Below are 25545 nucleotides of genomic sequence, written 5' to 3' on the forward strand. Positions count from 1 at the left end.
GCTGTCGGCTGTCATCCGTCCGCCGGCCCCCGCCTTCGTCGCCGTCGCCGCGCTCAGTCCTCCTCCACCGCCACCGTGTTCAGCCGGGCCAGCCCGCTGCGGGTGGCGGCGACGACGATCTGGTCACCCGGGGCGAGCCGCCGGGTGCGGTCGGGGAAGTTCCACTGCAGCTGCCCGCCGTGGGCGAAGCGCACGGCGATCACCCGGACGCCGCCCGGGTCCTCCAGGTCGTGGCGGTTGAGCCCGATCAGCCCGCTGCCGTCCTCCACCTTCAGCTCGGCGATCAGCAGCACGTGCCGGAGCACCGACAGCGTCCCGCGCACCTCGCGTCCCATCAGCGCCGCCGCGAAGGCGGGCGCGGCCAGGTAGGACACCGACCGGGAGGCCGCGTTGTCCAGCGTCTTGTAGAAGTGGCCGGCGAAGTCGTCCTCGAACAGCCGCACCACCACCCGGATCTCGGGGTTGCCGTGGCGCGCCTCCAGGGCCGCCTCCAGGTTGGTGGCGTCGTCCCCGCTGACCGCGACCAGCGCCCGGCTGTGCTTCAGCCGGGCCCGGCGCAGCTGCTGCTCGAACGGCCCGTCGCCCATCACCACCGGGATGCCGAGCGCCCGTACGGCGGCGATGCCGCGCGCCTGGGGGTCCCGTTCCATGCAGACCACCGGCACGCCCATGTCGTGCAGTTGGGCCGCGACCCGGGTGCCGACGTTGCCGAGGCCGACGACGATCACGTGGTCCCGGGTGCCCGCCCCGGGGTTGCGCGGCTGTCCGCGCCGACCGGAGCCCAGCACCTCGACCGCGATGGCGGTGGCGACCGGCGCGAAGGTGATCCCGCAGATGGTGATCACCACCTGGGCGACCCGCTGCCAGAACCCGCCGGTGCCCGTCCCGGCGGAGATGTCGGCGAGCTGGTCCGGCTGGGCGGCGCCGGCCAGGTCGAGCAGCGCGATGTAGACGGTCCAGCCGAAGTTCCGGTTGAGGTACCAGAGCACGCCGAAGGCCAGCAGCACCGCCGCGAGGGCGGTGAGCAGCACCAGCCGCATCCGGGCGCTGGTGAAGAAGCGCATGGTGTCGAGCAGCCGCCAGCGCAGCCGTCGCATCCAGTCGATCGGCTCCCGGGGTTCGATCCGCAGCACTTGGAGCGCCGCCCGGCCGCCCGGTTCCGGCGCCGCGGCGGGGTCGTCCGTCGGGGCCGGTTCGCGCCGTACGCCACCGGGCCGGATCGGCCCGTCGCCTCCGAACTCGCTGGCGAGACGGACGAATTCGGCCGAGTCGCCCTGCTGTTCGGGCAGCAGCCGGATCCTACCGAGGTCCTGCCGATCGATCTGGTCGGCGACCACGCAGATCCGGTCGGAGGTGATGTCGTCGTCGAACGCGATGTGCAGGTAACGCCCTTCGATCTCCACCGAGTTGGGCCGGTCGAGCGCCGCGGAGGCGAAGGCCGGAGCGGCGGTGGCGGAACCGGAGAGCGCGGCACCGTTCTTGAGCAGTCGTTCGATGTTCTCACCGAGGCGCTGGTTGAACATCCGGAACACGATGCGGATGTCCGGGTTGTGGTTCTGGGCGCTGAGCGCGGCGTGGATGTTCTCCTGGTCGCTCCCTTCGACCAGGGCGAGACCGCGCGCGGTACCGATGGACACCGCGCGCAGTGCCTCCTCGGTGACGCTGGCGTACTCCACGACCGCGGCGACGCCCGCGAGTTGCTCGATCTGCGGCGCGTGGTCGCGGGTTCGGTCGGCGACCAGGACGACGACCGGGACCTCATAGTGCTCGACGAGTTCCAGGACCAGCCGGTGTGCCAGCGCGTTGCCCCCGCAGACGATGTAGTGCTGACTGATCGGCTCGACCGGAGGGGTCCCCCACCCTTCAGAAGTCATACCGACAGACAATATCTACGGAAAGTGTCCGGGGGATGACGTTCCGGCGACCGAGGCGGATCCCCCGAACGGCCGTATCCGGCGCGCGGTCCGACCGTGGCCGCGGAGAGGCTGGGGTACGTTCCCTGCCCGCCAGCCGGCCGACCCGACCCGACCTGCCCGCCCTGCGTCACCCGACCAACGTGTCACCCGACCAGCACGGTGCCCGTCACGCGTCACCCGTCGCCCGGCGTCAGCCCGAGGAGGACACCACCGTGGCCCCTCCGATCATCACCCCCGACGGCACCCCGGTCCAGGGTCCGCTCGGACTACTCGCCAAGGCCGCCTGGCAGGTCCTGCTGGTCGCCGGGCTCGTCTCCCTCGCCCTCGGGATCGTGGTCTTCGCCTGGCCCCGGGAGACGCTCCTGGTGGTGGGCGTGCTGTTCGGCGTCTACCTGCTGGTGATCGGCATCGTGCAGCTGGTCGCCGCCTTCGGCACCCACACCACCACCGCGCTACGGGTGCTGGCCTTCATCAGCGGTGCGATCTGCGTCCTGCTGGGGCTGCTCTGCTTCCGCAGCGCGGCGCAGTCGCTGCTGCTGCTCGCGCTCTGGATCGGGATCGGCTGGCTGTTCCGCGGCATCACCCAGATCGCCGCCGCGATCTCCGACCCGCTGATGCCCGCCCGCGGCTGGCAGGCCTTCGCGGGCGTGGCCAACACCCTGGCCGGCGTGCTGCTGATGGTGTGGCCCACCGGGTCGATCACCGCGCTGGCCGTACTGGCCGGGTGCTGGCTGGTGATCCTCGGCCTGATCGAGATCGTGACGGCGTTCCAGGTCCGCCACCGGGCCAAGGAGATCCCGTCGGGGGTCTGACCGCACACGCCGGTGCGCCGGGGCCGTGTCCCACGGGGGCACGGCCCCGGCGCCGGGCGGAGCGGCTCAGCGCGCGGAGCGGCTCCGGGGGCGGAGCGGTTCAGGGGGCGGAGCGGCTCCGGGGGCGGAGCGGTTCAGGGGGCGGAGCGGCTCAGGGGTGCGGGTGCGGGGCGTAGCCGATCCGGAAGGTCGCGGCCTCCAGCCGGTGCGGGTCGAGCCGGACGTCGGTGAGCCGCTCGGCGAGCGCGAACGCGGCCTCGGTGTGCAGTTTGAACTCCTGCGACTCCAGCTGGAAGCCGCAGTCGGCCAGCAGCTGGGGGATGCCCGGGGCCTCGGCATCCGAGCCGTTCCGCTGGTCGGGGAAGAGCGGCTCGAAGTGGAGGCGCTGGATGCCGTGCTCCCACCAGTGGAACTTGTCCACCGCGTTGACGTTGCGGAAGTGCGAGACCAGCCGGACGCCCGCACCGAGCCGGGCGATCACCTCGTGCAGGCAGCCGAGGTAGCCGTTCGGCTCGATGGCGACGGCCCAGCCGTCGAGTTCGGTGACGGCGACGAACAGCCGGTCGTCTTCGCCTTCACCCCCACCATCCTCCTCGCCCCCACAGTCCTCCTCGTCCTCGTCCTCGCCGTCCTCGCCGTCCTCGAAGGCGCACCAGGCCTCGATCGCCGCGTCCAGCCCGGTCACCTCCCCGCCGGGCACCGCGTCGAAGCGGTGCAGCAGTTCCTCGGCGGAGATCCCCTGGACCTCGGTGAGGCAGTAGGCCTCCCGCAGGACGGGATAGTGCTGCCCGAACCAGGTGTAGTCGGTGGCGTGTGCGGTCATGACGGCGATGCTGCCAGACGCCTCGGACAGTGTTCGCCCGCAGCCGTCAGAGCCAGACCGGCTCGTCCGTCCCCCAGCGCCCGGGCGGGCGCGACCAGTCGGCGGGAGCCCCCTCGTACCCGATCGGCGGCAGGGCGTGGCGCAGCCGCCCGAACGCGGAGTCGGTCTCGGCGAGCCACCGGGAGGGGTCGTACGGCTCGGGCGAGGCGGTGTGCGGTGCTTCCGGTTCGATGCCGTGGAGCAGCCAGGAGGCCGTGCCGGCGAGGGAGAAGCGCAGGTGGCGGCCGCCGGGGCGGCGGGTGCGCTGGTCGACGAGGGAGCGCAGGACGCCGGCGGCGATGAGGTAGCCAGTGCCGTGGTCGAGGGCCTGGGCGGGCAGCACGCCGGGACGGCCGTCGGGGTCGGGCCCGGCGGCATCGTCGACGGCCTCGTGGGCGGCCTCGTGGGCGGCCTCGTGGGCGGCGATGCCGACGCCCACCTGGACCAGGCTGTCGAAGCCACGCCGTCCCGCCCAGGGGCCGGTCCAGCCCCAGGCGCAGAGCTGGGCGAGGACCAGGTCCGGGCGGCGGGCGAACAGCGCCTCGGGGCTGAGGCCGTGGGCGTCGAGGGCGCCGGGGCGGTAGCCGGTGACGACGACGTCGGCGGTGGCGAGCAGGTCCTCGAAGACGGCGCGGTCGGCGGGCGTGGCGAGGTCGAGGCGGGTGGAGCGCTTGCCGAAGCCGGTGTCGGCGTGGGCGTCATCGGCCTCGGGCAGCCGTGGCGAGTCGACGCGCAGGACGTCGGCGCCGAGCAGGGCGAGGGTGCGGGTGGCGACCGGTCCGGCGATCACCCGGGTGAGGTCGAGGACCCGGATCCCGGCGGCGGGCCGGTCCAGCGGGGCCGTGCCGAGCGGGCGGGCCGGTACGGCCCCTGCCGTGGTCCCGACCCCGGCGGTGGCTTCGACCTCCAGATGCTCCACGAGGGGGTGCACGGTCGGGCTCCCCGGCGCGACGGCCACCGCGAGCGCTCCCGCCTCGTACGCGCGCTCCTGGATCCGCTCGGCCGGCAGCCTGCCGAGCACCTCGGCGAGCTGCTCGGGCCCGGCGTCGGCGGCGAGGCCGAGGGCGGAGAGCAGCCGGGTGCGGTGGTGCGGGTAGTTGGCGTGGGTGCGCACCCAGCCGTCGGCGGTGCGCCAGAAGCCGGAGTGCGGGGCGAAGGTGACGGGCGTGCGGCCGTCGACCGTCAGGTGCCGCTCGCTGACGAAGGCGGTGGCGACCGCCCCCTGGTCCACCCGGACGGCGGGGACGGGTGCGCCGGTGCGGTGGGCCGCGAGTTCGGCGGCGGCCAGCGAGCAGACGGCCACGGTGGTCCGGGCGAGCCGGCGCACCGGGAGACCGGAGGGCAGGACGTCCTCCGGTCCGTGGAAGGCCACCCGCGCCAACAGCTCGGGCGGTCCGCCGAGAGCCGCCCAGGCGTGGGCGGTCGGGCGGTCGACGGACCCGGTGGTTCCGGCCGCTCCGGCGGCTCCGGTCGTTCCGGCAGGTCCGGTCGTTCCGGTGGTTCCAGGCACTCCGGCGGTTCCGGTCGCTCCGGTCGCTCCGGTCTCTCCGGTCTCTCCGGTCTCTCCGGTCGCTCCGGCGGTTCCCTCTGGCAACGGACGATCAGTCATGCCGGGAATTGTGCTCCCGTTCTCAGGCGGTCGCCGTGACGCCCGCCACCAGCATCAGCAGCACCGCCGAGACCACGGTCATCCGGCGGGCCGCCCGCGGGCTGCCGCCGAAGCGGCCGCCGAGCCGCCCGCTGGCGTGCGCGACCAGCCCGTACACCACGGCGCAGGCCAGCACGTTGAGCGAGCCGAGCGCGAGCACCTGCCCGCCGACCGGCAGCGCGGCGTCCGGGTCGACGAACTGCGGCACCAGGGAGAGGTAGAGCAGCAGGCCCTTGGGGTTGAGCAGCGCGGTCAGCATGCTCTGGCGCAGCACCGTCGCGGTGGGCTGTGGCTTGGGCTCGGCCAGGGCGGAGGAGCCCCCGCCCCTGCGCAGCGCCAGCAGCATCATGACGGCCAGCACCAGCAGGTACGCGGCGCCGGTGAGGCGCAGCACGGGCAGGGCGGCCGGGACGGCGCGCAGCGCGGCGGCGAGGCCGGCGCTGGACAGCAGGGTGTGGACGGCGTACCCGGCGCAGACCCCGCCGACCGCGGTCAGCGCGGCACGGCGTCCCTGGCCGAGGCCGCGGGCGGCGATGTAGAGCCAGTCGGGGCCCGGGGTGCAGACCAGCAGGAGGTCGACTCCGAGGAAGAGGAGGAGGGCGTGGGTGTCCATGGGCGTGGGCGTGGCCTGTCGTGCTCGTCGCGGTTCGGCCCGGCGGTCGGCCGGTGCGGTCACTGAAGGTAGCCGGATCGGGCTGGCACGCGATGGCGACTTCGCGCTGGTAGGAGCGGTGTTTTGGCAGAATGTTGCGCCATGGACCGAATCGACCGCAGAATCCTCCGCGAGCTCCAGCAGGACGGGCGCCTGACCAACGCCGAGCTGGCCTCCCGGGTGGACCTCACCCCCTCCCCCTGCCTGCGCAGGGTCCGCCAGCTGGAGCAGGACGGAGTGATCCGCGGCTACCGGGCGGTGCTGGACGGCGCGGCGGTCGGGCGCGGCTTCCAGCCCTTCGTCACGATCACCATGCGTCACGAGGATCAGGTGACGGTCGCCGAGTTCGAGCGCCGGGTGGCCGAGCTGCCGGAGGTGGTGGAGGCGCACCGGCTCTTCGGCGAGCCGGACTACCTGCTGCGGATCGCGGTGGCCGACATAGCCTCGTACGAGCGCTTCATCACCGACGTGCTGTCCGGTCTGCCGGGCATCGCGCAGGTCAACTCCCACCTGACGATGAAGCAGGTGAAGGCCGACCGGGGGCTGCCGGTCGGCGGGTAGGGTGCGAACCGGGGGCCCGTGCGGCCGCACGTACGGGGCAGAGCGACGCACTGCGACATGGGGGCTGAATTGCGCGTGATCCGCCGTCTCGACCTGGGGTACATCGTCCGGCCGGCCGCCGAGGTGGGCGGCCCGGAGCCGCGCGTGGAGCCGGTGCTCGCGTACCTGGTCCGGCGCCCGGAGGGGCTGCTGCTGTTCGACACCGGGATCGGCGGCGGCGAGCCGGAGACCGAGGCGCACTACCGCCCGGTCCGCCGGCCGCTGCCGGAGGCGCTCGCCGCGGCCGGGGTCTCCGTCGCCGACATCGACCTGGTGGTCAACTGCCACCTGCACTTCGACCACTGCGGCGGGAACCCGCTGTTCGCCGGCACGCCCGTCCTGGTCCAGGCGGGCGAGCTGGCCGCCGCCCGGCGCGGCGGGTACACCATCGACGCGCTGGTCGACTTCCCCGGCGCCGAGTACCGCGAGCTCGACGGCGAGGCCGAGGTCTGGCCCGGTGTCCGGGTGCTGCCCACCCCCGGCCACACCGGGGGCCACCAGTCGCTGCTGGTCGACCGCCCGGGCAGCGGGCCGGTCCTGCTGGCCGGGCAGGCGTACGACTTCGCCTCCGAGTACGGGCAGGCGGTGCTGGCCCGGCGGGCGGCCCGCGACGGCGTGGCCGCGCCGCTGCCCGGGTACCGGGCCTGGCTCGACCGGATGGCGGAGCACGCGCCGCACCGGGTGCTGTTCGCGCACGACCACGCCGTCTGCGAGCCGACCGACTAGCGGCGGCTTCGTCCTGCCCGGGGCTCGGAACGACGTCGTGCTGCTCTGAGTTCCGAACGGCTTCGTCCTGATCGGGGCCCGGAGCGGCTTCGTCCCGCCCGCCGAACCTCAGAAGGTGAAGCGCAGCGAGCGGACCCGGTGGTCGAAGCTGGACGGGACGATCTGCGGCTCGCCGACCGACCGCACCTCGGGCAGGCGGGTGAAGAGCTCGCGGAACAGCGCCGTCATCTCCTGCCGGGCCAGGTGCGCGCCGAGGCAGTAGTGCGGGCCCCCGCCTCCGAAGCCGAGGTGGGAGTTGGGCGTGCGGGTGAGGTCGAAGGCGTCCGGCTCGGGGAACACCTCCTCGTCACGGTTGGCCGAGCCGTAGAACAGCGCGACCTTCTCGCCCGCGCGCAGCAGCGGGCCGCCGGGGCCGCCCAGCTCGTGGTCGACGGCGAGGGTCCGGTTGAACTGGATGATCGGCGTGGCGTGGCGGACGATCTCGTCCACCGCGCCTTCGAGCCGCCCGTCGAGGTCCTCGAGCAGCAGGGCGCGCTGCTCGGGATGGACGGTCAGCAGGTGCAGGCCGTGGGCCAGCGCGTTGCGGGTGGTCTCGACCCCGGCGACCAGCAGCAGGCTGAAGAAGGCGCCCAGCTCCCGACCGGTGAGCCGGCGGCCGTCCACGTCCGCCGTGACCAGCGCGGAGATCAGGTCGTCCTCCGGCCGGCGGCGGCGCCGGCGGCCGATCCGGGCGACGATGCCCTGCATCCGGGCGAGCGCCCGCAGCCCGCGCCCGGGCACCCGGAGCCGACGGCGCAGCGGGCGGGCCACACCGATGTCCTCGGAGCTGCGGTTGACCAGGTCGAGGATGACGCGGCGCTGCCGCTCCGGGATGCCCATCATGGTGCAGATCACCTGGAACGGGAGCTCGGCGGCGACCGCGGCCACGAAGTCCTCCGGCCGTTCCCGCTCGATCCGGTCGACCAGCTCGGTGCTGATCCGTCGGACGTCCTCCTCGACCCGGTCGAGCAGCCGCGGGGTGAACGCGCGCGAGACGATCCGGCGCAGCTGGGCGTGACGGGGGTCGTCCAGGTTGACCATCGAGTCGCCGAACAACAGCCGGACCCAGCGCGCCGGGACCGGGGTGGTCACGCCGGGGCCGCTGAGGAAGACGGCGGGGGTGCGGCTGGCCTCGACCACGTCGGCGTGGCGGACCAGTGCGTGGAAGCCCCGGCCGGTGGCGCGGTCGCCGAAGAACACCGGGGCGGGGCGGCTGCGCAGCTCGGCGAAGGCGGCGGCACGGGCGGGGGCGGGCAGCTGCCAGAAACGGGGGTCGGCGAGGTCGGCGCCCTCGGGCGGGGCGGAGGCCTCCTCCGGGTTCGCGGACGCGGGCGCGGCGGACGGGTCGACTGTGTCGGCGGGGGCAGCCGCGTCAGCGGCTGGCTCGGCCGCGTCGGCAGGATCCGTGGACTCGGCCTCGTCGGCGGGGGCAGCCGCGTCGGCGGGCACGGTGGACTCGGGTGAGTCGGCCTGCTCCGCGGGCTCGGCCGACTCCTTGGCTTCGACCGTCTCCGCGGCGTCGGCCGTCCCGGCGGCATCGGCCGTCCCGGCGGCTTCGGTCGTCCCGACAGGGTCGGCCGACCCGGCGGCCCCGACTGCTGCGGCCGGTTCGGCGGTCACGGCCTGCTCCCCGCGGTCCGCCGCTTCGACCGGGGCCTTCGCCTGTTCCGGGACCTTCGCCCGCTGCGGGACGGTCGGCTCCGCGGGGGCAGCGGACTCGGCACTGTCGGCAATGGGCGCCGAGGCATCCGTTGTATCCGTCGGGGTCTCCAAGACCGGACCTCCCTGCTTGCTGGACGGCATCGTTCACATACACACCGTGCTGGACTGAGCACATTAAGTGAGCATGGGGATACGTGCTGTCAAACCGTCCCGATGGTCGTACGAGCAGCTGTTCGGTTCAGCCTGCCGGGCCGACGGGCCGGGCCTGGCCGTGGTCGGGCGGAGTCGCGGACGGGGTCGCGGACGGGTCGCGGGGCGGCGGCCGGGCATGGTCTCACGGCATAGAACCAGCCATCACCGGAGGGTGCGGTACGGACCGGGCAGGGCGGGTGCGACGATGAGTGCCATCGTGATGACCGACCGGATCCGCCTGCTGCGCGCCGTGGTCTTCGCCGCGCTGTGCGTGGCGATGGCCGCCACCGCGCACGTCGCCATGGCCGGATCCGGGGTCTCGCCGACGGCACTGGCCGGCGGCTTCGGGGCGGTCCTCGGACTGACCTGGCTGCTCGCCGGGAAGCGGCGCGGGCTCGGAGTGATCAGCCTCTGGATGGTCGTGGCGCAAACCGCGCTGCACCAGCTGTTCGAACAGGCCGGGGCGATCTCCCGAGGAGGCGGCAGTCTGGGCCGGCTCGCCACCACGGACTGGGCCGCGCTTCTGCTCTGCAATCCCGACCGGGCGCCCGGCGGGCTCTCCCCGGTCGAACTGGCGCGGATGGCGGGCATCGACCCGGACGTCCCACCGGCCGCCGGCAGCCTGCGGCCGACGGCGGTGCCGCGCCACGGAGCCCCCGGGGCCACGGGCACGGACATCGACCTGCCAGGGATGGCCGGGATGCCGGGGATGCCGGGGATGCCCGACGGGCAGCACGTGATGCCCGACGGCACGTTCCACGGCGCCGGGTCGTACGGCCCGGCGCAGGATCTGGTGAGCACGCCCGCGCACGGACCGGCGCACGAAATGGCGCACGGGATGTCCCACGGCATGTCGCCGGGGATGACCGCCGCCCATGTGCTCGCCGCGCTGGCGTGTGCGCTCCTGCTCTGGCGCGGTGACGCGGCGCTGGTCCGGCTCTTCGAGCTGCTCGGCGCGCTCGGCGCTGTGGTCGCAGGGGCTCTGCTGCTCCCGCTGCTGGCGCTCTTCGCGCACCCCTTCGGCTACCGGGCTTCGGCTCCGCCGCGCCCGGCCGACGACCGGGCCCGGCCACCCCGCTCGGTGCTGCTGACGCATGCCGTGGTCCGGCGCGGGCCGCCGGCGTTCGCCCTCGCCTGCTGACGCGCCCGCCGCTCCCTCTTCCCGCTCCCGGCCGCTTCCGGTCGCCGGGGGAACTCTCGCGACGGGCAGGTCGCCCTGCCGTACGGCCGCGCCTCGTGCCGTCGTGCCGCCAGGGTGCGGGCCCGCGTCCGCCGCCGTGCCTCCCCAGGGGACCCGGCGCGCCGCGCGGCTGCCCATGGACGCCGACGGTGCCGCGCTGCGCGGCACCGCTCCCCGCCTCCCCCTCGGGACCTTCCATGCCTGACTTCCACGGCGGACCGGCTGCGGCCGGCGCCACCGTCCCGCCCTTCCCGCTCCCCCGGGCTCGCCGGCCTCGCCGACCGCGCCTACTGCTCGGCGATCTGCGGGCCGTCCGGAGCGCGACCTCCCGGCCGGTCCTCGCCCAGCCGGGCCAGCAGTCGGGCCGACCACTCGGGCGAGGGGCCGTCGCCGGTGCCCGCCCGTACCCGACCGCGCAGCCGTTCGGCCCGGTCCAGCCACTCCCGGCAGCCGGCACAGCGCGCGACGTGCTTGTCCAGCCGGATCTCCGGCAGGCCACCCGGTTCGCCGTCGAGCCGGGCGGACAGAGCCGTACGAAACTGCGCGCATCTCATAGGACCATCGTCCCGCATGGCCGTGGCGCCGGGACCAGCCACGTGGGGGGCCACCGTGGATGACGAACAGCTCACCGCCCTGGCGCTGACCGCCCGCTCCGGACGGGCGGCGGACGTCGAGGCCTTCGTCCGGGCGACCCAGCGGGACGTCTGGCGCTTCGTCGCCCACCTGACGGACGTGCAGTCCGCCGACGACCTCGCGCAGGAGACCTTCCTGCGCGCGCTACGCGGCCTGCCCGCGTTCGCGGGGCGGTCCTCGGCCCGTACGTGGCTGCTGTCGATCGCCCGGCGCACGGTGATCGACCGGTACCGGATGGCCGCCGCCCGGCCGCGTTGCGCCGCACTGCCGGACTGGCAGGAGGCGGCGGAGCGGCAGATCGGCGTGCCGACGGCCGGGTTCGAGGACGGCATCGCGCTCGGCGACCTGCTCGACCGGGTGCCCGCCCAGCGGCGGGAGGCCTTCGTGCTGACGCAGGTGGTCGGCCTGAGCTACGCCGAGGCGGCCGAGGTCGCCGGCTGTCCCGTCGGAACCGTCCGCTCCCGGGTCGCCCGGGCGCGGGAGGAACTGGTGGCGCGCCTGCGCGCCGCCGAGGCCGGGGAGCTGGCGACCGCCTGCTGAGCGGGGACCGACGGAGAACAGATGGCAGATGACAGATAACAGATGACAACTTTCGAAATCTGTTATCTGTCATCTGTTCGCTGAAAGCCGTCGGCTGTCGATCCCCCGGGAAGAAATCCCCCAAGTGTTCGGAACTGGAGCCCCCGCGCCACCGACTGCTGTACCGGACCCCGCCGCCGAGGCGGTGTCCGTTACAGCAGCACGGGAGACGGAGGGACTTCGTGACAGCACATCCAACCCCGGCCGCCCCAGCCCTGACGGATCGTCAACCACCGGTCGACCGCTGGAGCCTGGTCGTAGCCGCCGGCCTGCTGTCGTTCGTCGCGATGCTCGACATGAACGTGGTCAACCTCGCGCTCACCGACATCTCGGCCGGCCTGCACGTCTCCCCCGGGGTCGCCCAGTGGGCCGTCCTCGGGTACCAGCTCCCGCTCGTCGCCCTGCTGTTGCCCGCCGGGCGGTGGCTCGATCAGGTCGGCACCCGCTCGGCCCTGCTGTTCGCCGTCGGCTGCTTCGCCCTGTGCAGCGTGCTGGCCGCCTGCGCCCCGTGGGCCGGTTGGCTGATCGCGGCCCGGATGCTCCAAGGCGCCTTCGGGGCCGTGCTCTTCGTCCTGATGCCGGTGCTCGCCGCGACCTCCGTCCGGCCCGAGCTGCGCGGCCGGGCGATGAGCGTGCCCGCGACGCTCGGTCCCCTCGGCGCCGTCACCGGGCCGGTGGTCGGCGGTCTGCTGCTGGACCACCTGGGCTGGCGGGCGATCTTCCTGGTGAAGCTGCCGGTCTGCCTGGCCGCCGTCCTGATCGTGTGGCGCCGCGCCCCGCGTCGCGGCGGGCTGCGGCCGCCCGACCGGTCCTCGCTCGGCGACGCCGGGCTGATCGGCGCCGCCGTGGCCGCCGTCCTGCTCGGGCTCACCCTGGCCCCACAGGCGCCGGGGTGGCTGCTGCTCGCCCTGCCCGCCGTGCCGCTGGTGCTGCTCTGGCTGCGCCGCCCGGGCGGGCGGCCGGTGGCCGAGGTGCTGCGGGCCGCCGGGACCGCCGGGGTCAACGCCTCGGTACTGGCGCTCGCCGCCGGCTTCGCGGCCTGCCACTACCTGCTCGCCCAGCACCTGCGCGGCCCCCGGGGCGAGAGCGCCACCGCCACCGCGCTCACCATGCTGGCGTTCCCGCTCGGCATGGTGCTGGCCGGCCGGGTCGGCGGCCGGCTGGCCGACCGCTGGGGCGCCCGCCCGACCGCGCTCACCGGCGCCGCCGTCACGACCCTCGGCCTGGCCCTGCTCGTCCCGCTGGACGCCGGTTGGTCCGCCGCCGAGATCGCCGCGCGACTCGCCCTCGCCGGTGCCGGGATGGGCCTCAACGGCGGCCCCACCCAGGCCCTGGTGATGTCCGCCTCCCCGCCCGGGAAGCTCGCCACCGCCGGCTCCGCCGTCCAGCTCGCCCGCAGCCTCGGCTTCGCCCTCGGCCCGGCCCTCGCCACCGCCGCCGCCCTGGCCGGCGACCGCACCGTCACCGGGACCCGCGCCGGGATCGCGGTGGCCGCACTGGTCGCGGCCACCGCCGTCGCCCTGCTCGCGCTGCACCGCCGCCCCACGCCCTGACCGCCCCACGCCCCCCCCCGACCCACACCGCGGCACAGCGCCCCGAACCACCCCGCACCACCCCCGACCCGCACCGCACCGAAGGATCCCCGATGACCGAAACGATCCCCGGCCCGGCCTCCGCCGCCGACGACGTCCCGGGCTGCCCGTACGGGTACGACCGGCTCCCCTCCCCCGTCCCGCTGTACGGCCGGGCGTACAAGCGCGACCCGTACCCCCTCTACCAGCGGATGCGCGAGGCCGGGCCGGTGCACCGGGTGGAGTTCCCGAGCGGCATCCACGCCTGGCTGGTCACCGGCTACCGGGCCGCCCACGCGGCCCTCAACGACCCCCGTCTCGGCAAGAACCACGCACTGGGCAACGACAACTGGCGCCGGCTCGCGTCGATCATGCCCGAGCCGCAGCACTCCCAGCTCCAGGTCCACCTGCTCCACCAGGACCCGCCCAAGCACACCTCGATGCGCCGGCTCGTGCTGGACGCCTTCGCCCCGCGCCGGGTGGAGTCGCTGCGCCCCCGGTTCCGGGAGCTGGCCGACGCGCTGGTGGACGAGCTGCCGGAGTCCGGCGGCGTGGACCTGGTGGCCGGCTTTGCGGCCCACTACCCCTTCCGGGTGCTCGCCGAAGTCATCGGACTGCCACCAGAGTTGGCGGAGCGCTTCGACCGGGACTGGGGCAAGGTGGTCGCGCCGGTCGGCCCGCAGGACCCCGGCCGTCCGGCGTACGAGGCGCGGCTGCGCGGCCTCCAGACGTACATCGCCGACGTCGTCGCCCGCAAGCGCGCCGACTGCCGGGAGCCCGGCTGGGCGGCCCAGGAGGACCTGCTGGGCCGACTCGTCGCCGCCCATGACGCGGGCGAGTTGAGCCGCGCCGAGCTCGACTCCATGGTGTTCCAGCTGCTCGTCGCCGGGCAGGAACCGGTGACCAACCAGATCACCACCATGCTGGTCACCCTGCTGCGTCACCCCGAGCAGCTCGCCCGGCTGCGTGAGGGCGTCGACGAGCCTGGCCGGCTCGCCCGGGCGGTGGAGGAACTGCTGCGCCACGACGCCGCGTTCGAGCTCACCACCTGGCGGTTCTTCGCCGAGGACAGCGACCTGTTCGGCACCACCGTCCCGGCGGGCGACTCGGTGATCGTCTCGCTCTGCGCCGCCAACCGCGACGAGGCGCAGTTCCCCGGGCCCGACCGCCTCGACCTCGACCGCACGCCCAACGCCCACCTGGCCTTCGGCCACGGCATCCACTTCTGCCCGGGCGCCGCGCTGGCCCGGGCCGAACTCCAGATCGCCCTCGCCACCCTGCTCACCCGACTGCCCGGCCTGCGCCCGGCCGAGGCGCCCGGCGACGGTCTGGCTGACCTGACCTGGGTCCCCGCCGTCCTGGCGCGCGGGGTGAGCCGACTGCCGGTCGCCTACGACCACCGCCGCTGACCCGGACGCGTCCCGCCACCCGGCTCCACCCGCCCGGAGCCGCACCCCGCACCCCGCACCCCGCACCCCGCACCCCGCACGACCTTCCCTGGAGGACCCGCCATGCCGCCCGTCGGCACCGCCCCTGCCGTCATCACCCCCGACGCCCCCGACGGCCCCGGCACCCGCGCCGGCGCCACCGCCCTCGCCGCCCGCGTCCTCGGCCTGCTGCTGCCACACCGTCGCGCCTCGGACCCGGAGTTCGACGCCGGCCCGGAGCACTTCCCGCTCCAGCTGGCACAGTTGGCGGACTTCATCACCGCCGGCGAGCCGATCGTCCTCACCCTGCCCGGCTTCCCCTGCAAGTCGCCGAACCCGGCGAAGGTGCTCGGCCACCTGCCGGACGAGGGCGAACGGCTGTCGCTGACCTTCCTCGACGGGCTCTGCGCCGAGATCGGCCGCCTGCACGCGCCCGGCGCCCGCATCCTGATCTGCTCGGACGGGCACATCTTCGGCGATCTGATCAACGTCCCGGACGACCACATAGACGCCTACTCGGACGCCCTGACCGCGATGATCACCCACGAGGGCCTCTCCCACCTCGACACCTTCGACCTGCGGGCCGTCCTCGACGACCTCCCGTACGACGAGAAGCGCGCCCGGGTGCACGCCCAGTACGCGCCGAGCGTCGAGGAGTTGCGCGAGCAGGTGCTGACCGAGGAGGAGACCCTGCGGCTCTACCGGGGCATCACCCGCTTCCTCACCGAGGACACCATCGGCTTCACCGGCACCCGTTCCGCCCTCCAGCGGGAGTGCCGCCGCCGCGCCTACGGGGTGATCCAACGCAGCCGTGCCTGGGGCGAGTTGATCGCCGAGCACCACCCGCGCGCCGTCCGGCTCTCCATCCACCCGCAGCCGGCCGGGGCGTCCAAGTTCGGCATCCGACTGCTGGCGTCCGCCGACGCCTGGACCACCCCCTGGCACTCCGCGGTGCTCCACCGCACCGGCGGCGACCGGGAGTTGCTGCGCAACGACGAGGCCGCCCGACTCGGCCGACTGGTGCTGCGGGACGGCAGGCCGAGCCACTACGAGGGCTGCTGAGGCACGCCTCGCCGGCCCGCGCGGGCCGGGTGGTACCGGGGGCGGCCCCTGCGCTACCCGGCCCTGCCGTCGGCCCCGCCGCTCCCCATGGCCCCGCCCACGGCCCCACCCACGGCCCTGACGCGGATCCGGTCGACGGTCGGCAGGACGGTCGGCATCTCGTCCGTGACCCAGGCGTACTCCAGCGCCGACAGGGTCACGCCGCCCTCGGCCCACACCAGCAGCTCGCCGACGTATTCACCGGAGTCGTCGTGGACGGGCGCGTCGACCGGCAGGGGCACGAACGCCGGAGCGGGGTCACGCTCCAGCCCGCGCACCCGCAGGTCGACGCTCACCGACTCGGCGCCCCAGACGGCCGTCACCTCCGTCCGGTCCAGTTGGGCGCGCAGCGCCGGCGCCCCGGCGAAGTCCGCGGCCAGGAGGTGTTCCAGCACGGCCCGCTCGGAGTCGTCGAGCGGACGGGGTTCGACGGGGATGACGGCCATGGGATCATCATCGCAGGTCAGCTCGAAGCGGGTCACCCCGTCGCAGGTCACCCCGTCGCAGGTCGGCTCATCGCAGGTGGCTCATCGCAGGTCAGCGAATGGGAGCGGTGGCCGGGTCCGCCGCCGGGGCACGGTGGTCGAAGGCGATCAACGGGTCGCCGGTGAGCGGGTGTTCCACCACCGCCGCCCGTACCCCGAAGACCTCGGCCAGCAGCCCGGAGGTCAGCACCTCGCGCGGCGCCCCGGAGGCCACCAGGGCGCCGCGGTGCAGGACGTGCAGCCGGTCGCAGACCGAGGCGGCGGCGTTGAGGTCGTGCAGGGCCACCAGGGTCGTGCGGCGCTGCTCCCGGAGCAGGGCCAGCAGTTCGACCTGGTGCCTGACGTCCAGGTGGTTGGTCGGCTCGTCCAGCACCAGGACGTCCGGCTGCTGGGCGAGCGCCCGGGCCAGCAGTACCCGTTGCCTCTCGCCGCCGGACAGTTGGGCGAAGCGGCGGTCGCCGGCCTCGGCCATGCCGACCCGTTCCAGCGCCTCGGCGGTGATCCGGTGGTCCTCGGCGTCGTCCGCCGCGAAGGCCCGCTTGTAGGGCGTGCGGCCCATCGCGACCACCTCGCGGACGCTCAACTCGAAGTCCCCGCCGCGCTCCTGGGGCAGCGCCCCGATGTGCCGGGCGGACTGCGCGGGCCGCAGCTCCGCCAGGTCCCGCCCGGCCAGCAGCACCCGGCCCGCGCTGGGCCGCAGGTGCCGGTAGACGGTGCGCAGCAGGCTGGACTTGCCGCTGCCGTTGGGCCCGACCAGTCCGGCGATCTCTCCCTCCTCGGCGATCAGGTTGGCCCCGGCCAGCACCGTCCGGCCGGCCAGGGCGACGCTCAGGTCCTCGACGGCGATCCTCAACTGCGCTCCAGTCGTCGGTCCAGCAGGTAGAGCAGGGTGGGGGCGCCGAGGACGGCGGTGACCACGCCGATCGGCAGTTCCTGACCGTCCAGGGCGGTGCGGGCCACGGTGTCGACGACGACCAGCAGCAGCGCCCCGGTCAGCGCGGACAGCGGGAGCAGCCGCCGGTGGTCGCCGCCGAGCAGCAGTCGGCACACGTGCGGCACCATCAGTCCGACGAAGCCGATCGCCCCGGAGACGGCGACCAGCACCCCGGTGAGCACGCTGGTGACGACGAAGACCTCGCGGCGCAGCCGGGCGACGTCCACGCCGAGCCCGGCGGCCGTCTCGTCGCCCATCAGCATCGCGTTGAGCCCCCGGGCGCGGGCTTGGAGCAGCGCCAGTCCGAGCGCCACAGCGACGGTGGGGAGGGCGAGTTGGGCCCAGACGGCGCCGCCGAGGCTGCCCATCAGCCAGAACAGCACGCCTCTGGTCTGCTGCTCGTCGCGGGTCTGCAGGACGAGGTAGCTGGTGATGCCGCCGAGGAACTGGGCGATGCCGATGCCCGCGAGGACCAGGCGCAGCGGGGAGAAGCCGCCGCCGCGGCGGGCCATCAGCCAGACCAGTGAGAACGCGGCGAGCGCGCCGGCGAACGCCGCCAGGGAGACGGTGAGGCCGAGCGCGCTGCCGAAGGAGAGCTGGAGACCGAGGGTGGTGCCGAGGACGATGGCGGCGACCGCGCCGAGCGAGGCGCCGGAGGAGATGCCGAGCAGGTAGGGGTCGGCGAGCGGGTTGCGGACCAGGGCCTGTACGGCGGTGCCGACCAGGCCGAGTCCGGCGCCGACCACGGCGGCCAACAGGGCGCGTGGGACGCGCAGTTGCCAGACGATGAGGTCGCGGGTGCCGGGTTCGGGGGCCCGGCCGGTGAGTCGGCGGGCGACCACCGACCAGACCTCGCCGGGCGGGACGTCCACCGAGCCGAGTGAGACGGCGGCGGTCAGCGCGAGTACCAGGGCGGCGGTGAGGACGGCGGCCAGCGGCCCGGCCCGCAGGGTGCGGTCCGGGCGGGTGTCGCCGCGCTCCTTCCGGGCGGTGGCCGAAGTCACCGGCTACTGCCCGTTCTTGGCGAGGTCGGAGCTCTTGACCAGGTCCGGGTGGACGGTGGCGGCGATCCGCCGGACGGCGTCGGCGTTGCGGACCCCCGCGATGGTGGTCACCTCGGAGCCGAGCCGGACGAAGTGCCCCTCCTGGACGGCCTTCAGGCCCTGGGTCGCGGGAAAGCTCTTCAGGAAGGCCTCGGCCTCGTCGAAGGCCTTGCGGGTGGCCTCCTCGCTGCCCCGGTTGCGCACGGCCAACTGGATCCAGTCCGGGTTCTTGGCGACCACGTCCTCCCAGGAGCCGGGCTTGAAGTCGGCGTCGCAGTCGGCGAACACGTTGCGCGCCCCGGCCTGGCTGATCACGGCGTTGGCGACCTGTCGGCCGCAGACCGCCACCGGCTGCTTGGTGCCGGCGTCGAAGTCGAAGACGAAGTAGCTCGGCCGCTGTGCCTCCGGTACGGCGGCGAGCGCGGTGCGGACCTCGCCGAGTTGCTTCTCCATCCCGGCGACCAGTTCCTCCGCGCGCGCGGCGGTTCCGGTGACGGCGCCGAGCCGGCGGACATCCTCCTCGATCCCGGCGAGGTCGGTGCGCGGCGCCTTGGCGGCCTTCGGTGTCCCGGCGCAGGCGGTGGAGAGCAGGTAGACGTGCTGGATGCCGGCCGCCGCGTACTCCTCCTCGCTCGGTCCGGTGGCGCCGCCGCCCATCATCGGCATCGCGCCGAAGGTGTCCACGTAGAGGTCGGCTCCGGAACCGAGCAGCTTCTCCTTGGCTATGCCCTTGTCCCCGAGCGCCGGCACCTTGGCGCCCTGCTCGGCGAGGTCGGCGGGCAGGGTGCCCTTGCCGGGCGGGAAGCCGGTGCCGATCACCCGCTCCCCCGCGCCGAGTCGGAGCAGCAGCTCCAGGCTGGAGGCGTTGCTGGTGACGATCCTGGCGGGCGCCTTGGCGATGGTGGTCTCCTTGCCCGCGCAGTCGGCGACCTTGACGGGGAATCCACCACCGGGGGCGGGCTGGACGGTGACGGAGGCGCTCTGCCCGCCCCCGGTCCCGCTTCCGCAGGCCGTGGCGAACAGGGCGACGGCGGCCGCGATTCCGCAGACGACGCGAGGGCGCATGACAACTCTCTCCTGGTCGGTGATCGCGCTCGGCGATCGTGTTCGGTGCTTGGTGCTTGCGTGTTCGGTGCTTGGTGCTTGGTGCTTGGTGCTTGGTGCTCAGCGTTGGAACTCGGTGCTCGTGCGTGCCAGGGCCCGTGCTGCGGACCCGGACCAGGTAGTCGGACGGCCCGGGCGGCCGGTTCCCCGCGATTCGCGACCGGTCGTCGGCGGCGCGCCCCCTCGCCGGGGAGCCGGACGTAGGCTGGCCGGATGGCCGCCCCCACCACCCCGCGCGACGACCTCGACCTCCCCGTCCGGCTCGGGCCGCGCCCGCCCCGCCGGGTGGTCTCGCTGGTGCCCTCGGTGACCGAGGCGGTCGCCGCCACCGCGCCCGGGCTGCTGGTCGGCGCCACGAACTGGTGCAGCCACCCCGCCGACCTGTCCGTCACCCGGATCGGCGGCACCAAGAACCCGGACGTCCCGCGCATCCTCGCGCTCGCACCCGACCTCGTCCTCGCCAACGACGAGGAGAACCGGCGCCCCGACCTGGACGCGCTGCGGGCGGCCGGCGTCCCGGTCTGGGTCACCGACATCCGCACCCTGGACGACGCCTTCCGCTCCCTGGACCGGCTGCTGACCACCGCCTGCGGGCTGCCCCGCCCGGCCTGGCTGGACGAGGCGGAGGCGGCCTGGGCCCCCGTCGGCAGCGGCGGCACTCCTCCGGACGCCGACGGCCCGCGGGCCGTCGTGCCGATCTGGCGCCGCCCGTGGATGGTCCTCGGGAGCGACACCTTCGCCGGGGACCTGCTGCGCCGGCTGGGCCTGCGGCTCGTCCACGCCGACCACCCCGAGCGCTACCCCGCCGTCCCGCTTCCCGAACTGATCGCCTGTCGGCCGGAGTTGGTGGTCCTACCGGACGAGCCGTACCGGTTCACGGCCGAGGACGGACCGGAGGCCTTCCCGGATACACCGGCGGCACTGGTCAGCGGACGGCACCTGACCTGGTACGGGCCGTCGCTGGTGACCGCCCCGGCCGTGCTTCGGCGGGCCCTCGACCACCCGCTCGGTCCTGGTGGCACGGGCGGCGCCTAGACTCCCCGAGGCATGAAGGTTCTCATCTCCGTCGACATGGAGGGCATCTCGGGGATCGTGCATCCCACCGAGACGAATCCGGATCACTACGACTATGTACGCGGTCGCGCAATGGCGACGGCCGAGGCGAACAGCGTGATCGCCGGGGTGCTGGACGCCGACCCCGCGGCCGAGGTGTGGGTCGCCGACGCGCACGGGCCGTTCCGCAACCTGCTGCCGGAGCAACTCGACCGACGAGCCTGCCTGGTGCGTGGCAAGCCACGTCCGCTGGGCATGCTCGGTGGGCTCGACGACCGGACCGACGCGGTTCTGCTCGTCGGCTACCACGCCCGGGCCGGCTGCGGCCCGGCCGTACTGGCACACACCATGAACGACGGCATCCTCGACGTGCGCGTGACCGGGCGTTCCATGGGCGAGATCGGTCTCAACACCGCCATGGCCGGGCACCTGGGCGTACCGGTCGTCCTGCTCAGCGGCGACGACCGCGCCTGCGCCGAACTGCGTGATCTACTCCCCCTCCGCGGTCACCGTCGCGGTCAAGCAGGCCCTGGGCCAGAGCGCCGCCGTCGCCCTCCATCCCGAGGAGGCACGGGAACGGCTGCGCCGTGCGGCCGCCGAGGCCGTCACACGGCGCGCGGACGTTCCCCCGCTGGCCCTCGTCGGACCGCTCGACGTCGAGGTCGACCTCTCCGCGCCGTTCATGGTCGACCTCGCGACACTTGTGCCGGGTGTCTCACGCGCCGGCGGCGGCCGGACGGTCGCCTTCGGCGCCGCCGACTTCGGTGAGGCGTACCGGCTGGTGCTGCTGCTCGCACAGCTCGCGACCATCAAGCCCGGCTGACGGAGGGCACCGCTTCACCCCCGGAACACGACGGGGCCCGGGACGCGTGCTCGCGTCCCGGGCCCCCGGCCCTGCGGCCGTATGTCGTCAGCCGCGCGCGGCGGCGACGGCGACGCCCAGCGCCTCCTTGATCCGGGGGCCGAGGCGGGCGAAGCCCAGCTCCTTCATGGCCGCCCGCAGCAGCTCCTCGTCGCTCCGCTCGACACCGTCACCGTCCACCCACCGCACGACGGCGAGCAGTTCCTCGGCGGAGTAGGCGGTCACGGGGCGACCGGGCGTGAAGTCCGGCTTCGCGGGACGGGCCTCGGCCTCCGGCTCGGCTGCGGGAGCCTCGGCGACGACGACGGCCTCGGCCTCGACGACCGGCTCCGCCACCTCTACGGCAACAGCCTCGGGCTCGGCGACGGGCTCCTCGACAACGGTCTCGGGCTCGGTCTCAACGACGGGCTCAACCTCAGCCTCGACGGCTTCGACAGCCGCATCGGCAACCTCGGTCTCGGCCGCCGGCGCGACCTCAGCAGCGACCTCCTCGACCTCAACCGCCGGCTCCTCGACCGCAGGCTCCACCACGACGACCTCGGGCTCGACCTCGGCGACTACCTCAGCGGCCTCGGTCGCAGCCTCATCAGCCTCGACAGCCGACTCCTCGACAACGACCTCGGCCCCGGTCTCGACGACCGACTCAACCTCAGCCTCGACGGCTTCGACAGCCGCATCGGCAACCTCGACCTCGGCCGACTCCTCGGCGACAGGCTCCGCCGCTACGGCCTCAGGCTCGGTCTCGGTCTCGGCCGCCGGCGCGACCTCAGCAGCGGCCTCCTCGACCTCAACGACCGGTTCCTCGACCGCGACGGCGGGCTCGTCCACGGCGGGCTCCGCGACGACAGCCTCAGGCTCGTTCTCGACCACCGGCTCGACCGTGTCCTCGACGGCCGGCTCCTCGACCGTGACCTCGGCAGCGGTCTCCTCGACCTCTACGACCTCAACGACCTCGGCGGTCTCGGTGACCGGGGTGCCCTCCGGCTCCACCTCCGCCGCCGGCTCGTCCGCGGCCTCGGCCAGAGCGGCGGTCGCGGCGGCCACCAGGTCGTCGGCCGCCGGGGAGGGCGCGGGGAGGGAGACCACGGCGACCGGCGTCTCCTCCTCGGCCTGCGCCGCCGACGGCTCGTCATCAGCGGCACCCGCGTCCGACGCCGTCTCTGCCCCGGCCTCTACCTCGACCTCCGCCACGACGTCGGCCTCGGCAGCCTCGGTCACAGTCGCCGCAGCAGCGTCGTCGGCCGACTCCGCCACAGGCGTCACCAGGACCGGGACCTCCTCCACGAGGCCGTCCCGCTGCCCGGCGGCCAGCGCCTGCAGGGCAGCCGCCTCGGCGTCAGCCCGGGCGACCGGCTCCTCGGTCCCCGGCTCGTCGGTCCCGGACTGCTCGGCCGCAGCCTCCTCGGCACCGGTCCCACCGTCGACCTCGGCGCCGACCTCGACCTCGGCCTCGACCTTGACCTCAACCGCGGTCTCGGCCGCCGCCTCCGCGGTCTCCTCGGTACCCGGCTGCTCCTCGACCACCGTCTCCTCGACCGCAGCAGCGGCCGCCTGCTCGGCAAGCCCGTCCCGCTGCCCGCCGGCGAGCGCCTGGCGGGCCGTGTAGGCGGCCTCGGCGGCGCGGCGGTCGGCCTTGGCGGCGGCGAGTTCGGCGAGCAGGTCGGCGAGGCCGGCCTCCTCCAGCCCGGCGCGCAGGCCGCGGATGGTGGGCAGGCGGTAGAGGGTGCCCTCGTCGGCGGCGAGCCGCTCGACCAGGTCGATCAGCTCGGCGAAGGGCAGCCCGTCCAGGTCGTGGTCGGGCAGCAGGCGGGCGAGGCCGCGCAGGCCGGTGTTGATCGCCTCGAAGGCCTGGGCGGTGCGGTCGACCAGGGCGCCGTCGGCGGGCACCCGCGGGAGGGTGCCGACCGGGGCGAGCGCGGCCCAGGCGCGGCGCTCGATCTCCGCGGAGGTGAGGGCCTCGTGCAGGTCCTCCCGGCGGATGCGGCGGTCGGTGGCGAGCGCGACGGCCTGCTTGCGCAGCGAGCGGCCGCGCAGCCAGGAGAGCTTGACGCCGTTCTCGCGGCGCCAGGTGCTGTCGGCGGTGGCGGCGGCGAGGGCGCCGAGGTCGGCGTCGTACGCGGCGGGGAAGAGGGTCCCGGAGGTGCGGTGCACCCGCTGGAGCATCTCGACCAGGAGCGCGGTCTTGGCGACGGTGTCGGGCTCTTCGAGCTTGGCGTCGGCGGCGAGGGCGGCGACGGCCTCCCAGGTCTGCTGGAGGTCGCTGCCGCGCAGCTCGGCGAGGGCCGTGGAGGCGGCGCGGGCGTCCTCGGGGGTGGCGACGGTGTCGACGGCCGCGTACCAGGCGTGGGTCTCGGCGGTGAGCGTGAAGGCCCCGAGCTCCGCGTAGCGGCCGAGGTCCTCGCGGAGGTCGGGCTCCGCGGCGGCGTCCTGGGGGTCCTTGACGTCTGCGGCGTCGGCGACGTCCGCCGGGTCGGCTGCGTCGGCGTTGCGCGAGTGAAGCACTGTCATGTGAGGTCCGGTTCTGGGCGACGACGGCGGGGCTGGCGGCGAGGGGGCGGCGGACCGGGTGCGCGGGGTCGCCCCTGAGGCGGGGCAAGGGGGGCGCGCGGTCGGGCTGCCGGTTGTGGACGCCCAGAATACGGGTGCCCGTTCGAGCCTTGCACGCACCCACCGCCCGGATGGGCGGGTGTCGTATGCCATACCGCTCGCCTGGCCGCCACTCGGGCGGTCCACACGGGTGGTCCGCATGGCGATCCGTCCTTGGTCCGTCCTTGGTCCGTCCTTGCTCCGGACGGGTGTCCGTGCTGCTCACGGCTTCTCTCCGCGGGACCCGCGCCGTCCCCCGCCGGACGGCCGGGACGGCCCGGACCGGCGGCCGGACCGCTGGAACCGTTCCAGCGGCACCTCCCGGACGCCCCGGCCTCCCGCCGGGCCCCGCCGGCCGGGCGGCGGCCGGTACCCGGCGCGGCCGAGGGCCCGCAGATCGACCGGCGCGAGGTACTCGCTGAGCGCGGTTCGGTGCCACCACGCGCCGGTTTCCCGCAGTTCGCGCCAATCGGTGAACCGGTACAGGTAGAGGGTCGCCCGGACGTGGGTCGGCGGGGCATCCGGGAAGGGGTTGTGGCGCAGCAGGCGCAGGGTGGCCCGGTCGCCGGCGAGCAGGCGGGCGACGAAGGGCAGGAACCAGGGGCGGGCGTAGGCGGGCGAGATGCCGGCGAACCACATCAGCCAGTCGAGCCGCAGGTGGTAGGGCGCGAACTGGCGCGGGCGTCGGCGGACGTCACCGGGCTTGCCCTTGAAGCCGTACTCGCGCCAGACGGTGTGCGGGGTGAGCACCGCCTCGTCGGTGCCCTCGACCACCACCTCCTGGCGGAGCCGGTTGACGCTGCCGAAGGCGCCGTAGGTGTTGACGAGGTGCAGCCGGTTGAAGGAGCGGTTCATGGCCTGGCCGCGGGACAGCATGTTGCGCACCGGCCAGTAGCTGAGCACGACGACGGCGGCGGTCAGCGCGATCACCAGCGCCTCGTACCAGACCGGCGCGCCGGGGTACGCGCGGGCGTGGACGGGCAGGCCGAGGCGGGCGGGCTGCACGGCGGCGAGGGCGAGGGCGATGGTCAGCCAGTTGAGCCAGGCGAAGTTGCCGGAGGCGACCAGCCAGAGCTGGGTGGCGAGGACGGCGCAGGCCGCGTAGCTCGCGACCGGCTGCGGCAGCAGCAGGCAGACCGGTACGACGAGTTGGACGACGTGGTTGGCGGCGGCCTCGACCCGGTGCAGCGGGGCGGGCAGGTGGTGGAAGAACCAGCTGAGCGGTCCGGGCATCGGCTGGGTCTCGTGGTGGTACTGGAGGCAGGTCAGGTCACGCCAGCAGCTGTCGCCGCGCAGCTTGATCAGTCCGGCGCCGAACTCGACCCGGAAGACCAGCCATCGCATCAGCCAGAGCACCGGGGCGGGCGGGGCGGTGTCGGCGTTGCCGAGGAACGCGGCGAGGAAGCCGGCTTCGAGCAGCAGGGACTCCCAGCCGAAGGAGTACCAGGTCTGCCCGACGTTGACGATGGAGAGGTAGAGGCTCCAGAGCGCCGTCCACAGCAGGACGGACGCCCAGAGCGGGACGGCGTCGCCGAGCCCGGCCACCACGGCGGCGGCGAGGGCGGCGCCGCTCCAGGCGACGGCGGCGAAGAACCGGTCGCTGTAGTGGAGGTGGAACAGGCCGGGTGACCGTCGGAACGGGACGCGGGCGGTGAACCGGGGCACGGGCAGCATGCCGTCGGCGCCGATCAGGGCGCGGAACTGCGCGGCGGCGGCCAGGAATCCGATCAGGTAGAGGGCGGCGAGCAGGCGTTGGACGAGCAGTCGGCTCAGCCAGTAGTCGGGGGCGGCGAACCAGTCCATGCGGCCCATGCCTACCACCCGGGACCCCGGGCGCGGGGCCGGTCGGGGCGGCGGTACGGGGTCGGTTCACCCGCT

Annotated in this window: 21 protein-coding genes and 1 pseudogene; 10 read left to right on the top strand and 12 right to left on the bottom strand. The window is 74.5% G+C overall.

The features are described from left to right. Positions 1–53 precede the first annotated feature (53 nt). On the bottom strand, positions 54–1874 hold the full coding sequence (locus tag ACGF13_RS11450; protein WP_392872093.1) for an NAD-binding protein: 1821 nt from the start codon (positions 1872–1874) through the stop codon (positions 54–56). Positions 1875–2128: 254 nt separating this feature from the next. Here ACGF13_RS11450 and ACGF13_RS11455 point away from each other — a divergent pair, with 254 nt between their 5' ends. Continuing rightward, positions 2129–2728 (top strand): HdeD family acid-resistance protein, encoded by a 600-nt coding sequence (locus ACGF13_RS11455; protein ID WP_392872096.1) that lies wholly within the window; start codon positions 2129–2131, stop codon positions 2726–2728. Positions 2729–2879: 151 nt separating this feature from the next. Here ACGF13_RS11455 and ACGF13_RS11460 read toward each other — a convergent pair whose 3' ends face one another. From ACGF13_RS11460 to ACGF13_RS11470, 3 genes are all read right to left on the bottom strand, one after another. Continuing rightward, entirely contained in the window at positions 2880–3551 is a 672-nt protein-coding gene (locus ACGF13_RS11460) for a DUF6461 domain-containing protein (protein ID WP_392872099.1), read from the bottom strand. A gap of 46 nt (positions 3552–3597) precedes the next feature. Further along, entirely contained in the window at positions 3598–5100 is a 1503-nt protein-coding gene (locus tag ACGF13_RS11465) for a CoA transferase (protein WP_392872102.1), read from the bottom strand. Between the two features lie 121 nt (positions 5101–5221). Next, the gene (locus ACGF13_RS11470) at positions 5222–5851 is read right to left on the bottom strand and encodes a LysE family translocator (RefSeq protein WP_392872105.1); all 630 of its coding nucleotides are present in this window, start codon (positions 5849–5851) and stop codon (positions 5222–5224) included. A 141-nt stretch (positions 5852–5992) separates the two neighbouring features. Here ACGF13_RS11470 and ACGF13_RS11475 point away from each other — a divergent pair, with 141 nt between their 5' ends. Further along, positions 5993–6451: an Lrp/AsnC family transcriptional regulator gene (locus ACGF13_RS11475; RefSeq protein WP_392872108.1), complete on the top strand. Its 459-nt coding sequence runs from the start codon at positions 5993–5995 to the stop codon at positions 6449–6451. A gap of 57 nt (positions 6452–6508) precedes the next feature. Further along, positions 6509–7216 carry an N-acyl homoserine lactonase family protein gene (locus ACGF13_RS11480; protein WP_392872111.1) on the top strand — a complete coding sequence of 236 codons (708 nt, stop codon included), beginning with the start codon at positions 6509–6511 and terminating at the stop codon, positions 7214–7216. Positions 7217–7324: 108 nt separating this feature from the next. Here the strand turns inward: ACGF13_RS11480 and ACGF13_RS11485 are convergent, their stop codons facing one another. Next, positions 7325–8512: a cytochrome P450 gene (locus tag ACGF13_RS11485; protein ID WP_392872772.1), complete on the bottom strand. Its 1188-nt coding sequence runs from the start codon at positions 8510–8512 to the stop codon at positions 7325–7327. A gap of 802 nt (positions 8513–9314) precedes the next feature. Here ACGF13_RS11485 and ACGF13_RS11490 point away from each other — a divergent pair. Further along, positions 9315–10250: a hypothetical protein gene (locus ACGF13_RS11490; protein WP_392872114.1), complete on the top strand. Its 936-nt coding sequence runs from the start codon at positions 9315–9317 to the stop codon at positions 10248–10250. A 326-nt stretch (positions 10251–10576) separates the two neighbouring features. On the opposite strand, the gene ACGF13_RS11495 is transcribed toward ACGF13_RS11490, so the two are convergent. Then, positions 10577–10843 carry a zf-HC2 domain-containing protein gene (locus ACGF13_RS11495; RefSeq protein WP_392872117.1) on the bottom strand — a complete coding sequence of 89 codons (267 nt, stop codon included), beginning with the start codon at positions 10841–10843 and terminating at the stop codon, positions 10577–10579. A gap of 55 nt (positions 10844–10898) precedes the next feature. Here ACGF13_RS11495 and ACGF13_RS11500 point away from each other — a divergent pair, with 55 nt between their 5' ends. The 4 genes from ACGF13_RS11500 (at position 10899) to ACGF13_RS11515 (ending at position 15561) form a co-directional block, all read left to right on the top strand. Then, positions 10899–11462 carry a sigma-70 family RNA polymerase sigma factor gene (locus tag ACGF13_RS11500; protein ID WP_392872120.1) on the top strand — a complete coding sequence of 188 codons (564 nt, stop codon included), beginning with the start codon at positions 10899–10901 and terminating at the stop codon, positions 11460–11462. A gap of 221 nt (positions 11463–11683) precedes the next feature. Next, on the top strand, positions 11684–13054 hold the full coding sequence (locus tag ACGF13_RS11505; RefSeq protein ID WP_392872123.1) for an MFS transporter: 1371 nt from the start codon (positions 11684–11686) through the stop codon (positions 13052–13054). A gap of 92 nt (positions 13055–13146) precedes the next feature. Next, on the top strand, positions 13147–14481 hold the full coding sequence (locus ACGF13_RS11510; protein WP_392872126.1) for a cytochrome P450: 1335 nt from the start codon (positions 13147–13149) through the stop codon (positions 14479–14481). Positions 14482–14583: 102 nt separating this feature from the next. After that, positions 14584–15561 carry an L-tyrosine/L-tryptophan isonitrile synthase family protein gene (locus ACGF13_RS11515; protein WP_392872129.1) on the top strand — a complete coding sequence of 326 codons (978 nt, stop codon included), beginning with the start codon at positions 14584–14586 and terminating at the stop codon, positions 15559–15561. A 53-nt stretch (positions 15562–15614) separates the two neighbouring features. Here ACGF13_RS11515 and ACGF13_RS11520 read toward each other — a convergent pair whose 3' ends face one another. From ACGF13_RS11520 to ACGF13_RS11535, 4 genes are all read right to left on the bottom strand, one after another. Then, on the bottom strand, positions 15615–16046 hold the full coding sequence (locus ACGF13_RS11520) for a hypothetical protein (RefSeq protein WP_392872132.1): 432 nt from the start codon (positions 16044–16046) through the stop codon (positions 15615–15617). A 91-nt stretch (positions 16047–16137) separates the two neighbouring features. Beyond that, positions 16138–16938, bottom strand: coding sequence for an ABC transporter ATP-binding protein (locus tag ACGF13_RS11525; RefSeq protein WP_392872134.1), 801 nt, complete (start codon positions 16936–16938; stop codon positions 16138–16140). Further along, on the bottom strand, positions 16935–18023 hold the full coding sequence (locus tag ACGF13_RS11530) for a FecCD family ABC transporter permease (RefSeq protein ID WP_392872137.1): 1089 nt from the start codon (positions 18021–18023) through the stop codon (positions 16935–16937). The genes ACGF13_RS11525 and ACGF13_RS11530 overlap by 4 nt, the downstream gene beginning before the upstream one ends. 3 nt (positions 18024–18026) lie before the next feature. Next, on the bottom strand, positions 18027–19127 hold the full coding sequence (locus ACGF13_RS11535) for an ABC transporter substrate-binding protein (protein WP_392872140.1): 1101 nt from the start codon (positions 19125–19127) through the stop codon (positions 18027–18029). A gap of 252 nt (positions 19128–19379) precedes the next feature. On the opposite strand from ACGF13_RS11535, the gene ACGF13_RS11540 reads away from it, so the two are divergent. Further along, entirely contained in the window at positions 19380–20201 is an 822-nt protein-coding gene (locus ACGF13_RS11540; protein ID WP_392872143.1) for a helical backbone metal receptor, read from the top strand. Between the two features lie 12 nt (positions 20202–20213). Further along, positions 20214–21042 (top strand): annotated as a pseudogene (locus tag ACGF13_RS11545) (M55 family metallopeptidase). A gap of 87 nt (positions 21043–21129) precedes the next feature. Here the strand turns inward: ACGF13_RS11545 and ACGF13_RS11550 are convergent. Continuing rightward, positions 21130–23589 (bottom strand): hypothetical protein, encoded by a 2460-nt coding sequence (locus ACGF13_RS11550; protein ID WP_392872146.1) that lies wholly within the window; start codon positions 23587–23589, stop codon positions 21130–21132. A gap of 300 nt (positions 23590–23889) precedes the next feature. Next, on the bottom strand, positions 23890–25470 hold the full coding sequence (locus ACGF13_RS11555; RefSeq protein ID WP_392872775.1) for a lipase maturation factor family protein: 1581 nt from the start codon (positions 25468–25470) through the stop codon (positions 23890–23892). Positions 25471–25545: the final 75 nt, after the last annotated feature.

Source organism: Kitasatospora sp. NPDC048286 (assembly GCF_043201735.1).
Classification (GTDB): Bacteria; Actinomycetota; Actinomycetes; order Streptomycetales; family Streptomycetaceae; genus Kitasatospora.

Coding starts and splice junctions, on each gene's coding strand:
- ACGF13_RS11510 (WP_392872126.1), top strand. CDS start 13,147: ATGACCGAAACGATCCCCGGCCCGGCCTCCGCCGCCGACGACGTCCCG.
- ACGF13_RS11555 (WP_392872775.1), bottom strand. CDS start 25,470: ATGGACTGGTTCGCCGCCCCCGACTACTGGCTGAGCCGACTGCTCGTC.
- ACGF13_RS11520 (WP_392872132.1), bottom strand. CDS start 16,046: ATGGCCGTCATCCCCGTCGAACCCCGTCCGCTCGACGACTCCGAGCGG.
- ACGF13_RS11540 (WP_392872143.1), top strand. CDS start 19,380: ATGGCCGCCCCCACCACCCCGCGCGACGACCTCGACCTCCCCGTCCGG.
- ACGF13_RS11475 (WP_392872108.1), top strand. CDS start 5,993: ATGGACCGAATCGACCGCAGAATCCTCCGCGAGCTCCAGCAGGACGGG.
- ACGF13_RS11490 (WP_392872114.1), top strand. CDS start 9,315: ATGAGTGCCATCGTGATGACCGACCGGATCCGCCTGCTGCGCGCCGTG.
- ACGF13_RS11470 (WP_392872105.1), bottom strand. CDS start 5,851: ATGGACACCCACGCCCTCCTCCTCTTCCTCGGAGTCGACCTCCTGCTG.
- ACGF13_RS11495 (WP_392872117.1), bottom strand. CDS start 10,843: ATGAGATGCGCGCAGTTTCGTACGGCTCTGTCCGCCCGGCTCGACGGC.
- ACGF13_RS11550 (WP_392872146.1), bottom strand. CDS start 23,589: ATGACAGTGCTTCACTCGCGCAACGCCGACGCAGCCGACCCGGCGGAC.
- ACGF13_RS11450 (WP_392872093.1), bottom strand. CDS start 1,874: ATGACTTCTGAAGGGTGGGGGACCCCTCCGGTCGAGCCGATCAGTCAG.
- ACGF13_RS11515 (WP_392872129.1), top strand. CDS start 14,584: ATGCCGCCCGTCGGCACCGCCCCTGCCGTCATCACCCCCGACGCCCCC.
- ACGF13_RS11460 (WP_392872099.1), bottom strand. CDS start 3,551: ATGACCGCACACGCCACCGACTACACCTGGTTCGGGCAGCACTATCCC.
- ACGF13_RS11535 (WP_392872140.1), bottom strand. CDS start 19,127: ATGCGCCCTCGCGTCGTCTGCGGAATCGCGGCCGCCGTCGCCCTGTTC.
- ACGF13_RS11480 (WP_392872111.1), top strand. CDS start 6,509: ATGGGGGCTGAATTGCGCGTGATCCGCCGTCTCGACCTGGGGTACATC.